The sequence below is a fragment of the Cellulomonas sp. URHE0023 genome (assembly GCF_000688475.1).
In the GTDB taxonomy this organism is placed as follows: Bacteria; Actinomycetota; Actinomycetes; order Actinomycetales; family Cellulomonadaceae; genus Cellulomonas.
On record NZ_JIAN01000006.1, the window covers coordinates 659,447 to 672,171 of the forward strand.

General features: G+C 69.8%; 8 protein-coding genes. 2 read left to right on the forward strand and 6 right to left on the reverse strand.

The features are described 5' to 3' along the window. The first annotated feature begins 9 nt into the window (after positions 1-9). Both N553_RS0112270 and N553_RS0112275 read left to right on the forward strand, forming a co-directional pair. Positions 10-960 (forward strand): carbohydrate ABC transporter permease, encoded by a 951-nt coding sequence (locus N553_RS0112270; protein WP_028046764.1) that lies wholly within the window; start codon positions 10-12, stop codon positions 958-960. A gap of 103 nt (positions 961-1,063) precedes the next feature. Beyond that, positions 1,064-2,413, forward strand: a complete 1,350-nt coding sequence (locus tag N553_RS0112275; protein WP_028046765.1) for an ABC transporter substrate-binding protein — start codon at positions 1,064-1,066, stop codon at positions 2,411-2,413. Positions 2,414-2,501: 88 nt separating this feature from the next. Here N553_RS0112275 and N553_RS0112280 read toward each other — a convergent pair whose 3' ends face one another. The 6 genes from N553_RS0112280 to N553_RS0112305 form a co-directional block, all read right to left on the reverse strand. Next, a complete protein-coding gene (locus N553_RS0112280) occupies positions 2,502-3,542 on the reverse strand; it encodes a LacI family DNA-binding transcriptional regulator (RefSeq protein WP_028046766.1) in 1,041 nt (346 codons plus the stop codon). A gap of 50 nt (positions 3,543-3,592) precedes the next feature. Further along, positions 3,593-5,629 carry a beta-galactosidase gene (locus tag N553_RS0112285; protein WP_231505250.1) on the reverse strand — a complete coding sequence of 679 codons (2,037 nt, stop codon included), beginning with the start codon at positions 5,627-5,629 and terminating at the stop codon, positions 3,593-3,595. Beyond that, on the reverse strand, positions 5,599-7,722 hold the full coding sequence (locus N553_RS0112290) for a beta-galactosidase (RefSeq protein WP_028046768.1): 2,124 nt from the start codon (positions 7,720-7,722) through the stop codon (positions 5,599-5,601). Before N553_RS0112290 ends, N553_RS0112285 begins: the two co-directional genes overlap by 31 nt. Positions 7,723-7,892: 170 nt before the next feature. Then, on the reverse strand, positions 7,893-10,898 hold the full coding sequence (locus N553_RS0112295; protein ID WP_028046769.1) for a glycoside hydrolase family 2 TIM barrel-domain containing protein: 3,006 nt from the start codon (positions 10,896-10,898) through the stop codon (positions 7,893-7,895). Beyond that, positions 10,895-11,707 carry a carbohydrate ABC transporter permease gene (locus tag N553_RS0112300; RefSeq protein ID WP_028046770.1) on the reverse strand — a complete coding sequence of 271 codons (813 nt, stop codon included), beginning with the start codon at positions 11,705-11,707 and terminating at the stop codon, positions 10,895-10,897. The genes N553_RS0112295 and N553_RS0112300 overlap by 4 nt, the downstream gene beginning before the upstream one ends. Further along, complete coding sequence (locus N553_RS0112305; protein ID WP_197030038.1) at positions 11,700-12,683, reverse strand: carbohydrate ABC transporter permease; 984 nt, start codon at positions 12,681-12,683, stop codon at positions 11,700-11,702. The genes N553_RS0112300 and N553_RS0112305 overlap by 8 nt, the downstream gene beginning before the upstream one ends. Between the last annotated feature and the right edge of the window lie 42 nt (positions 12,684-12,725).

Consider the following 12,725-nt stretch of genomic DNA (forward strand, 5'->3'; position numbering starts at 1 on the left):
GTGCGCACGATGACCACACGGACGCTGTCACCCGTGACCAGTCCCCCGACGACACCCGTGGACGTCGCTGCGCCGCGTCGGCGCCGCCGCACCTCCATCGGTCGCGTGCTCGCGTGGACCGTCCTCTCGCTCGTCACGCTCGTGACCCTGTTCCCCTTCTACTGGATGCTGCGCACCGCGCTCTCGACGAACGCCGGGCTGGTCACCGACCCGACGAGCCTGCTGCCGGTCAACCCGACCCTTGACGGCTTCCGGCGTGCTCTGGGCATGACGCCCCGTGAGGAGGCCCTCGCGGCCGGCGGATCCGGCGCGACGATGGACTTCTGGCGGTACCTCGGCAACTCGGTCGTCGTCGCGACGATGGTGACCGTCTGCCAGGTGTTCTTCTCGGCGCTGGCGGCCTACGCGTTCTCGCGGATGCGCTGGCCCGGTCGGCAGGTGGTGTTCGGCGCGTTCCTCATCGGCCTCATGATCCCGGGCATCTTCACGCTGCTGCCCAACTTCATCCTGCTGCGCGACCTGGGCCTGCTCGACACCCTGCCGGGCATCGCCCTGCCGACCATGCTGATGACGCCGTTCGCTGTGTTCTTCCTGCGCCAGTTCTTCATGGGCATCCCGACCGAGATCGAAGAAGCCGCGATGATCGACGGCGCCGGACGACTGCGGACGTTCTTCCGCATCATCCTGCCGATGGCGGCACCAGCGGTGACGACGCTGGCCGTCCTGACCTACATCACGAGCTGGAACGACTACCTGTGGCCGCTGCTCGTCAGCCAGACGGACAGGTCGCGCGTACTCACTCTGGCGCTCGGCATCTTCCGCTCCCAGACCCCGGCCTCCGCGCCCGACTGGCCCGGACTCATGGCCGCCACCCTGCTGGCGGCTCTCCCGATGCTCGCGCTCTTCCTGTTCTTCGCCCGCAAGATCGTCAACTCCGTCGGCTTCACCGGAATCAAGTAGCTCGCCCCCGTAGGTCCGAACAGCACCGCTCGCGCGCCCCGACACCCCTGCCGCGGCGTACCCCCTCGGCATCACTGCCGATGTCACAGAAGGTGGTTCCTCCATGCGAAAGCGCATGCTCCTCACCGCCGGCCTCGTTCCGGTCACCCTTGCTCTCGCCGCCTGCAGCGGCGGCAGCTCCGACAGCACGGAGTCCGGGCCCGGAAAGATCGAGCTCAGCTACTGGCTCTGGGACGCCAACCAGCAGCCCGGCTACGAGCAGTGCGCCGCCGACTTCACCGCGGCGAACCCTGACATCACGATCGCGTTCCAGCAGTACGCCTGGGACGACTACTGGACCAAGCTGACCGCTTCGTTCGTCGGCGGCTCAGCCCCGGACGTCTTCACCGACCACCTCGCCAAGTACGCCGACTTCGCGGCCCAGAAGCAGATCGTGCCCCTGGACGACCTCATCGCACAGGACGACTTCGACACGACCGTCTTCGCCGAGGGCCTCGTCGACCCGTGGAAGTTCATCGATGGCAAGACCTTCGGCATCCCCAAGGACTGGGACACCACCGCGTTCTTCTACAACGCAGACATGATCAAGGACGCTGGCTACAGCGACGAGGACCTCGCCGGCCTGGACTGGAACCCGGACGACGGCGGCACGTTCGAGAAGCTCGTCGCACACCTGACGGTGGACAAGAACGGCGTACGCGGCGACGAGCCGGGCTTCGACAAGGGTGCGGTCGCCGTCTACGGCATCGGCATCAACCCCTCGTACGACGTGACCGGCCAGATGCAGTGGGCCAACTTCACCGGTTCGCTCCCCTTCGATTCCCTCGACAAGAACCCGTGGGGTACGCACTACAACCTCGACGACCCCGAGTTCCAGAAGACGATCGCGTGGTTCTACGGCCTCTCCGACAAGGGCTACATGCCCAAGAGCGGTGAGTTCACCGACGAGACGCCGGCCCAGATCGGATCCGGAAAGGTCGCGATCGGCACCAACGGCGACTGGGCCAGCAGCCAGTTCTTCGGGCTCGACGGTGTCAACGTCGGGGTCTTCGCCGCACCGGTCGGCCCCAGCGGCGAACGAGCATCCATCTTCAACGGGCTCGCAGACTCGATCAGCGCGAGCTCGAAGCACCAGGCGGAGGCCTGGAAGTGGGTCCAGTACCTCGGGTCGACGGCCTGCCAGGACGTCGTCGCCGGCGAGGGCACCGTCTTCCCCGCGATCCCGTCGTCAACGGAGAAGGCTCTGCAGACCTTCGCCGACAAGGGCTGGCCCGTCCAGGCGTTCTACAGCTACGTCGAGAGCGGCCACACCTTCCTGCCGCCCATCACTGAGCACTCCGGTGAGATCGGGGACCTCGTCACACCCGCCTTGCAGGGGATCCACCTCGGACAGCAGCCGGCATCGTCCCTCACCGGCGTGAACGACCAGGTCAACGAGATCCTCGGCGGCTGACCGAGGGACGGACGCCCCGTGGGTGTGCGCAGGCCCGGACCCCCAAGGGTTCGGGCCTGCGCCGTGATGCAGGCTGACTCGTCTCCCGTCAGGAGCGCGTCGGAGGAACCGGTCCGGTGCTGGCGCGCACGACGAGCGAGGTCGGCAGCGTGACGGCGGCCGGCTCCCCGCCCTCGACGAGCTCGACCAGCAGGCGCACCATCTCGCCGGCGATCCGGTCGAGCGGCTGCCGCATGGTGGTCAGCGGTGGGTCGAGCGTCGCGGCGAGCCCGGAGTCGTCGAAGCCGCCGACAGCGACGTCCTGCGGGACACGTCTGCCGGCCTCGCGGAGCACCTGCAGGGCGCCCGCAGCCATCAGGTCGGAGCCCACGAAGACCGCGTCGAGGTCGGGTCGGCGCTCGAGGAGCGTCCGCATCGCCGCCGCTCCACCGTCGCGCGTGTAGTCGCCGTGGGCCACGAGCGACTCGTCGTAGAGGGACCCCAGCTCGGCGCGGTAGCCCTCGAGCCGGAGGCGGCCCCCGGGGGTGTCCAACGGTCCGGTGATCGTCGCGATCCGGGTGCGGCCGACGCCGAGAAGGTGCCGGGTCATCTGGCGGCCGCCGCCGAGGTCGTCGGCGGCGACGTAGCCGATGCTGCCCTCGAAGCCGAGCGGGATGCCGCAGGCGATCATCGGGATGCCCTGCCGCACCAGCGCGTCGAGCAGCGGGTTGCCGCTGTGCGAGGAGATCGCGAGGACGCCGTCGACGTGACCGGCGCCGACGTAGGACGAGACCTGCTTCTGCTCCTCGGGGGTGCCGGCGACCATGAGCAGGAGCGGCATGTGGCGGGCGGCCAGCGCCTCGGCGGCACCCCTCAGGAGGATGGAGAAGTTGGGGTCCTCGAAGAGCAGGTGCTGCGGTTCGGTGAGCAGGAACGCGACCGAGTTGGACCGCCCCGTGACCAGGCTGCGTGCGTGCTGGTTGGCGGAGTAGCCGGTGGTCCGGATCGCCTCCTGGACGGCCGCGAGCGAGTCCGGGGACACCCAGTGGCCACCGTTGATGACCCGCGAGACCGTCCCCCGCGACACGCCGGCCGCAGCCGCGACGTCACGGATCGTCGGGCGTCTGCGCGGCTCGGTCGTCGGTCCCATCGCACGAGACTCTAGGGGAGCGGGACCACAACTCACGCCTCGACGGTGGCTCAGTCCTCCCGGACGACGACGACCCCCAGGGCTGGGACGTCCGCCCCCGCCTCGTGACGCCGGTCGGCCACGAGGTCGTGCCCGGAGACGTGCAGCGGGAGGTCCGTGCCGGTGTGGTTGACCGCGAACAGCCAGCTACCGGTCGCGCTGGTGCGGCGGACGACCTCCAGGCCACCTGGCGACGGGACGAGGGACGACACGCCCGCCGCTGCGAGCACGCGTCCGAGCAGGCCGGCGAGGGACGGGCGGTCGAGGCGGGTCGACAGGTACCACGCGGCACCGCCCGACCGCGTGCTGCGGCGCGTGACCGCAGGACCGCCCGCCGACGGTCCGTCGACGTAGGTCGCTACGGCCTCGGCGCCCGCCAGCGTCATCCGCTCGGTCCAGACCTCCCCCGTGCTCCCGTCGCTCAGCGTCGTGGTCCCCTCGGCGGGCAGCGGCGCGAACTCCTCGACGCGCACCCCGAGCAGGTCCCGGAACGCGCCGGGGTACCCACCCAGGATGACCCGGTCGCAGGAGTCGACGATGCCCGAGAAGTAGGAGACGAGCACCTGACCGCCGCGAGCGACGACCTCGGTCAGCCGGTCCGAGAGGTCCTCCGGTGCGAGATAGAGCGTGGGCACGAGCACCACGTCGTAGCCGTCGAGCGCAGACCCGGCCGGCAGCACGTCGACCGGGACACCCGCGTCGAGCAGGGCCCCGTGCATGCGCTGGGCGAGGTCGAGGTAGCGCAGGTCGACCGTCGGGTGAGCGTCGAGCTCCGCGGCCCACCATGCCTGGGTGTCCCACAGGAGCGCCACGCGAGCCTGCTCGACCGTGCTCCCCCGCACCTCGGCCAGGCGGCCCAGGGTCGCGCCGAGGTCGACGACGTCCCGGAACAGCTGGGAGTCACGTCCGGCGTGCGGGACCAGCCCGGAGTGGTACTTCTCCGCACCGGCGCGCGACTGCCGCCACTGGAAGAAGAGCACCCCGTCCGAGCCGCGGGCAACGTGCTGGAGCGCGTTGCGCATCATCTGGCCCGGCTCCTTGGCGATGTTGCGCGGCTGCCAGTTGACCGCGCTCGTGGAGTGCTCCATGAGGATCCAGGGGTGCCCCCCGGCCAGACCGCGCGTCCGGTCCGCGCTGAAGGCGAGCTCGGCCCAGCCGCGCGGGTCCTCGCCCCACAGGTAGTGGTCGTTCGAGACGATGTCGAGCAGCGGCGTGGTCTGCGTGTAGTCGATCTGGTGGAAGTCGCCCATGACCATGTAGTTGGTGGTCACCGGGAGGTGCGGCGTCACCTCGCGCAGCACGGCCGCCTCGGCCTCGAGATGCGCGACGAACGCGTCGGAGGAGAACCGCTCGAACGCGAGCCGCTGCCCCGGGTTCGGGATCGTGGTGGAGCGTCGGGGCGGCAGGATCTGCTCGAAGGACGAGTAGCGCTGACCCCAGAACGCGGTCCCCCACGCCAGGTTGAGCGCATCGATGTCCGCGTACTCCTTGCCCAGCCAGTCGCGGAACGCGGCGGCGGACACGTCGCAGTAGCAGCGCCCGTTGTGGCAGGCGAACTCGTTGGAGACGTGCCACATCTTGACCGCGGGATGGTCGCCGTACCGCTCGGCGACCACCCGGGCGATCCGCGTGGCGTGGTGCCGGATGACCGGCGAGCTCACGCACCACGACTCGCGGCTGCCGTGCGTGAACCGCAGGCCGTCGGCGTCCACCGGCAGCATCTCCGGGTGCTTGAGGTGCAGCCAGACGGGCGGCGCCGCGCTGGGCGTCGCCAGGTCCACCCCGATGCCGGCCTCGTGCAGCAGGTCCAGGACCCGGTCCAGCCAGCCGAACTCGAACCGTCCCTCCTCGGGCTCCAGCTCACCCCACGAGAAGATCCCGACGCTCACCAGCGTCACGCCCGCCTCACGCATGAGCGCGACGTCCTCGGCCCAGACCTCCTCGGGCCACTGCTCGGGGTTGTAGTCCGCGCCGAACGCGATGCCCTCGGTGGGCCACGGACCGGTCCAGCGCGCGCTCACCGGGTCACCGCCACGAAGACGTCCCACGCACCGAGCGTGACGGTGTCGCCCGCGGTGAACCGGGTCGGGGTCGGCGTGGACCCGTGCGGCGCCGCGATGACGTCGAGGTCGGTCGGAACGGTTACCACGGTGGCCTCCCAGGACCAGTTGTGCACGACGTGCACGCGCGTGCCGTCGCTTCGGGTCGAGCTGTGGACGGTGACGCTCGGTGGTAGGTCGGACCAGCCGGCGACCGGGGTCGGGACCAACCAGTGCGCGAGGCTGCGGGCGAGGGTCAGGTCAGGCACGGTGCCGACGACCGTCACCCGGCCGTCGCCGTACGTCCGCGTGGTGACGGCTGCCCAGGTTCCGAGGTGCGGGTGGTCGTAGGTGGCCAGCACGTCGGCGCCGTCCGCGACGAGGCACTCGGCCCAGGCCGTGGCCGTCACGCCCTCGTCGAGCGGGAAGTCGGCGGACCCGCGGACCGGCACCGGCTCGTCGAGGTTGCAGAACTCGTCGTACCAGGCGCCGGCAGGCTCGGACAGGCGCGCCGGCTGCGTCTCCGCCCGGGCGCGTGCCTCGTCGTCCGCGTACCCCGTGCGGGGCCCGACGACCAGGTGCCCGCCCACCTCGGCGTAGCGGCGGAGCCAGTCGAGGTCATGGTCGGAGGCCGGGTAGTAGCCCGCGGCCACGAGGATCGGGTGCGTGCGGGCGGCCGCCGCCGGCTCGTCGTCGAAGAGGTACCGCGGGCGCACCACCCGCACCTGGAGCCCGGCGTCGAACGCGCCCCGGTAGAAGGCGGCGACGATCCGCGGGTAGCTCTGGGGGTCCCCGGTGCCGTCGGCGAGCTGCAGCGGTGGCTGGGCGGCGAGCGCGAACCGCGCCTTCGTCGAGGACAGGATCGCGATGTCGGCGTCGGGCGTCGCACCGGCGATCGCACCGCCCGCCCGCGTGAGCTCAGCACCGAGCCGGGCGATCTCGTCGTAGGCGCGGCCGGGTCGCCCGCTGTGCGGCAGGACCCCGCCCCAGTACGTCTCGGCGCCGTAGTGCAGCGTGTGCCAGTGCCAGTACTCGACCATCCGAGCACCACGGGCCACCAGAGCCCAGGCCGCCTGGCGCCACTGCCCCGGGTAGGCCGGGTAGTTCGTGCTCGGGAAGCCGATCGACTGCGCGTCGGTCTCGGTCACCAGGAACGGCTCGCCCCGGCTGGAGAACATCGCGTCGCCCGACTGGAACAGCGTCCACGTGCCGGTGGTCGTCCAGGACTGCGGCACGACGGCCGTGCTGGGGTGGGCGAGCCCGTCCTGCATGCGGTAGTAGGGGTTCCCGCTCGTGACGTCCAGGACGGCGGCGAGATCGGCGTCGTCGAGGGCCGGGCGCTCGTAGGAGATGCAGGTGGTGACGAACTGGTCCGACCGGGCGAGCTCACGGACGGCCCGGGCCTGCCAGTCGATCATCTCCGTGGTCAACATGGCCTGGAACTCGCGCCAGGCGAGGTCGTACTGCGGCTGGGCGTTGCCGTCCGGGGTCCACAGGTCCGCCCAGGTCGACAGCCGGTGCGACCAGTAGACCAGGCCCCACTCCCGGTTGAGCGTCTCGACGTCCCCGTACGTGTGCCGGAGGTGGTCGACGAACCGCTGGAACACCCCGTGGTTGTGCAGGAGGTGCAGCCCGGGCTCGTTGTCCACCTGGAAGCCGATCACGGCTGGGTGGTCTCGGTAGCGCTCGACGATCCTGCGCAGGATCCGGTCGGCGTAGAACCGGAAGACGGGGTGCGTGAAGTCCGCCTCCTGCCGGGCGCCCCACCCCATCGGGCTTCCGGTGCGGTCCTCACCGGCGACCTCGGGGTAGCGCCGGACCAGCCACAGGGGCAGCGCGTAGGTGGGCGCGCCGATCACCACGTCGATCCCTCGGGCCAGGGCGCCGTCGAGGACGGGCTCGAGCCAGTCGAGCGCGAACCTGCCCTCGTCAGGCTCCCAGGTGGACCAGACCGACTCCCCCACCCGGATCACCGAGAACGATGCGGCCTGCATGAGGTCGAGGTCGCGCTCCAGCGTCTCGGGCTTCGGGTCCTGTCCTGGACCCGCGTACTCGTAGTAGTACGCGGCGCCGAATCGCACTCGGTCGTGCTGCACAGCCATGGTCGTCTCTCCGTGGTGGTGGAAGCTGCATCGGCGGGGCCGAGCCCGGTCCCGCCCGCCTCCGGGTAGTGAGCGGGCCACCGACGCGGCGGAGGTGAACCGGCTGCCGACGGGAGTGCAGACACTCCCGTCGGCGACGCCTTCGGTCCGCCTCTGTCCGGGTCGCGCGCCTAGAGGAGCCCCCGGAAGGCGAACCGGAACGTCAGCTCGCTCTGCGTGGGCAGTCGGTACTCGGCATGGGTCTGCGCACCCCAGGAGTCGTCGCCGCCGACGCCCCGCCGTTGGAGCGCTGGACGCAGGACCGTCTGGTAGATCGGCGGCAGCTCCGTGTGGTGGGCGGCGTTCTCGATCTCGAACGGCGTCCACGGCAGGGCCGACAGCTCCATGCCCTGGTCCGACTCCAACCGGAGGCCGGCACCGCGCTCGTCGGTCACGGTCGCCCAGCGCACGCCGGTCCGGCTGCCCGCCTCCTGCGGACGCAGGTAGGGCGTGAGCGCGGTCCGGACGTCGGCCTCCCACACCCCCAGCCGTGCGCCTGCTCGACGGTCGACGTAGGACTCCTCGGGCCCGTCCCCGTACCAGCGCAGCGTGCGGAACGCGGGGTCGGTCACCAGGAGGAGACCGAGCTCCGGCATGTCGGACAGGCCGGCGCCCGGCCGCACGGCGAGCGTCACCTCGACGCGACCGTCACCGTCCACGAGGTACGTGAGCTCGCACTGACTTGCGGGTGCGGTCGGCAGCTCGTAGCGGAAGCGGATGCGCACCCCGTCGTCGGCCTGCTCGACCGCGGGCTCGTCGACCCCCCGGACGGCCGTCGCGTACCGGCTGGCGAGGAGCCACGCACCGTCCTGCAGGGGCGCGCCCCACCCGTGCTCGTTGGACGTGGGCGCGTGCCAGAAGCACGGCTGCGGCACCGAGCGCAGCAGCTCACGGCCGCCGTCCGGCGTCAGGCCGTACCGGTACGAGACCAGTCCTCCGTGGAGCCGCGAGAACAGGGCGGTGAAGTGCCGCCCCCGCACGCCCACGTTGTGGATGCCCTGGACGACCTCCGGCGCGGCGGCCCGGCGGGCCGGTGCGGAACCGGCGACGACCACCACCGACTGCTCGTGGGCGACCTCGTGCCCGGCCGCCGCCCAGCGGGTGGTGCGGCGCAGCCGGAAGGACACGTCGACGGTGTACTCCCCCGGCACGGTCGGCACCGTGACAGGCAGCGCGTAGACCTGCGAGGCCCCGGGGTCGACGGCGGTCTCGAGCACCTCCTCCTGGAGCACCCGTCCCTCGCGGGCAAGGGTGACCACGCACTCGTGCGCCGACGAGGGGGTGACCAGGTGACGGTTCTCGACGGTGACCTTCTCACCGTCCACCACGAGCCGGTACCCCTGGTAGAGGTAGCGCACCTCCTGGGCGAGCGGCTTGAGGGTGCGGTCCGCGAAGACGATGCCGTTGCCGCTGAAGTCCGAGTCGTGCGGCGCGTCACCGAAGTCGCCGCCGTACCCGAAGTACTCGCGCCCACCGCGGTCGGTGAGCAGAAGCGCCTGGTCCGCGAAGTCCCAGATGAAGCCGCCCTGGAACAGCGGCTCACGGTAGGCGAGGTCGACATACTTGTGGACCGCCCCGAACGAGTTGCCCATGGCGTGCGCGTACTCGCACAGCAGGTAGGGCTTGTCGCGGTGGGACGCGAGGTACTCCTCGATCTCGGTGACCGGTGCGTACATGCGCGAGGTGACGTCGCTGGTCTGCGGGTGCCGCGGGTCCCAGTGGACGCCCTCGTAGTGCACCGGCCGGGAGTCCGCGCTGCGGAAGTAGTCGGCGACCTCGAGGATGTCCGTCCCGCCGAACGACTCGTTGCCGCACGACCACATGACGACGCTCGGATGGTTCTTGTCCCGCTCCAGCATGCTTGCGGCGCGGTCGAGCACGGTGGGGAGCCACTCGGGGCGGTTCCCCGGCAGGGCCTCCTCGATGCCCACCCCGGCGTACCGGAGCCGGTCCCACATGGCGTGCGACTCGAGGTTCATCTCGTCGATGACGTACAGCCCGTACTCGTCGCAGAGGTCGTAGAAGTAGGAGTTGTTGGGGTAGTGGCTCGTCCGCACGGCGTTGATGTTGAGCTGCTTCATGAGCCGGACGTCGGCCTCGGTCTGCTCGCGGGTCATCGCGCGACCTTGGAGGCCGAAGTCGTGCCGGTTGACCCCGTTGAAGACCACGCGGGACCCGTTGACCTTCAGCAGGCCGTCCTCGATCCCGAACCGGCGCACGCCCACCCGCACCGGGACGTGCTCGGTCAGGCGGCCCGACGCGTCGTACACGTCGAGCGTGAGGTCGTACCGGTGAGGATCCTCCGCGCTCCACAGCCGCGGACGCTCGATGCGGACCACGAGCTCGTCGTCGCCCTCGAGCTGTCCGGCGCCGGCGATCCTCGCGTCCACGCGGCCTTCGCCGGCGAGTACCACCCGGACGCGCACCGTCGCCTCGGAGTGGTCGTCGGTGACGTCGGTCAGCACCCGGACGTCCTCGACGTGCACGACGGGCCGGCGGTACAGGACGACGTCACGGAAGAGGCCGGAGAACCTGAAGAAGTCCTGGTCCTCGATCCACGACCCGGCGCTCCACCGCACCACCTGCGCCACGAGGAGGTTCTCACCCTCGACGAGGGCGTCGGTGAGGTCGAACTCCGACGGCGTGAACGAGTCCGTCCCGTAGCCCACATAGGCGCCGTTCAGCCACACGGCGACAGCGCTCTCCGCGCCGTGGAAGCTCACGCTGAGCCGCTCGCCCGGCTGGAGCGGGTGATCGAGGGTGAACGTCCTGCGGTACGTCGCCACGGGGTTGTACCGCTGCGGAACCTGCCCCGGCGAGACCTGCTCGTACCCGTCCCACGGGTACTGCACGTTGGTGTACTGCGGGCGGTCGTAGCCGAGCAGCTGCACGTGCGCCGGCACAGGCACGTCGTCCCAGCCGGAGTCGTCGACGTCCACCCGCTCGAAGCCGGGGACGACGAGCGCAGGGCTCTTCGCGTAGTGCAGCTTCCACAGCCCGTTGAGCGACTGCTCGAAGCTGCTCTCCCCGGTCGCCGCCTCCTGCGGCGAGACGAACCACCGGTGGTCGGAGTGCGCGTCGAGCCGGTTCTCCTTGACGAACTCGGGGTCCGCGATCCGGTCGATGTCGAATGTCACTTGATGGCCCCCGTGACGCCCTCGGCAAAGCTCCGCTGCAGCAGGAGGAACACGACCATCGTCGGCACCGACACGATGAGCACGGCGAGCATGAGGCTGCCGTAGTCGGTGACGTACCCGGCGCGCATGTTCGAGAGCAGCATCGGCAAGGTCTGGTACTTGTTGTCGACGAGGATCACCTTCGGCCACAGGAAGTTGTTCCACGAGAACAGGAAGGTGATGACGCCCGCGGCAGCGAGGGTGGGCTTCATCGTCGGCAGGTAGATGCGCGTGAAGATGCTCACCTCGCCGAGCCCGTCGAGGCGCGCGGCCTCGATGATCTCGTGCGGGAACGTCCGCGAGGCCTGCCGGAACAGCAGGATCAGGAACGGCGTCGCGATCAGCGGCAGGACGACCGCGGTCGTCGAGTTCACCAGTCCCACCTGCGCGAAGAGCCGGAACAGCGGGATCATCGTCGCCGCGAACGGGATCATGATCGCCAGGAGCAGGATGCCCATGACGACGTCCTTCGCCCGTGAGTGGTAGATCTCGAACGCGTACCCGGCGAGCGAGCACAGGACAAGGGCCAGCACGGTCGTCACGACGGCGTTCAGCGACGAGTGGTAGGCCGCCGAGCCGAGGGGCTGCGCGTCGACGAGCGCCTTGAAGTTGTCGACGAGGTGACCCCCGGGCAACAGCTTGGACGCGATGACGTCGTTGCTCGTGTTCGTCGCCGAGACAGCCATGAAATAGAGCGGGAAGACCGAGAAGATGACGGCGACCGTCAGGAACGCATAAGCGGGGATCCGGCGAAGTGTTGTCTTAGTCACGCTTGTCGCCCACCTTCATTTGAATGGCGGCCAGAATGGCCACGATGATGAGGATCGCGTAGGAGATGGCTGCCGCGTATCCGAAGTTGGGGCTGTTGCGGAACGACACGTTGTACAGGTAGTGCGACACCGACATCGTCGTGTTGCCCGGGCCACCGGCGGTGAGGTTGAACGACTCGTCGAACATCTGCAGCGTTCCGTTGGTGGACAAGATCGCGCAGAGCAGGATGATCGGCTTGAGCTGCGGCATGGTCACGTACCAGAAGGTCTTGAACCCTCCTGCGCCATCGACGCGAGCCGCCTCCAGGGTCGAGCGGTCGATGTTCTGCAGGGCGGCCAGGAAGAAGATCATGTTGTAGCCGGTCCACCGCCACAGCAGGCCGAGGATGATCACCATCCGAGCGGTGCCGGTCTGGCCGAGCCAGTTGACGGGATCGTCGAGTATCCCGAACTGCATGAGCAGGTCGTTGGCGAGCCCGTCCGTAGCGAAGATCTGCCGGAACACCAGCGAGTACGACACGAGGCCCACGGCGCACGGCAGGAAGATCGCTGTCCGCCAGAAACCCTTGAACCGCAGCCAGGGCGCATTGAGCAGGTTCGCGAGCACCATCGCGATCCCGAGCATGATCGGTACCTGGATGATCAGGTACAGGAACGTCGTGCCCAGCGTGAGCCGGAAGTTCTCGTCCTGGAACAGCCGCTGGTAGTTCAACCACAGCGGCTCCGCCCAGTGGAGCCTGGTCCCTCGGCCGGTCTTCAGCGACAGGAAGAGCGCCTGGATCATCGGCCAGAAGTTGACCAGCACGATGATGGCTGCGGCGGGAACGATGAACGCCCACCCGGTCAGGCTGCGACGGCGCGCGATCGCTGACAGGGGTGGTGCGGGCGGTCTGGACTGATGGCCGCGGGACTTCTTCGTCCCCTGACCGAGCGCGTCCGGTGCGCGGTCCTCGGTCGGTGCGGTGGGAGCGGACACAAGCTCACCTCTTCTTCGCAGGTGACGGACAGGTCAGGAAGC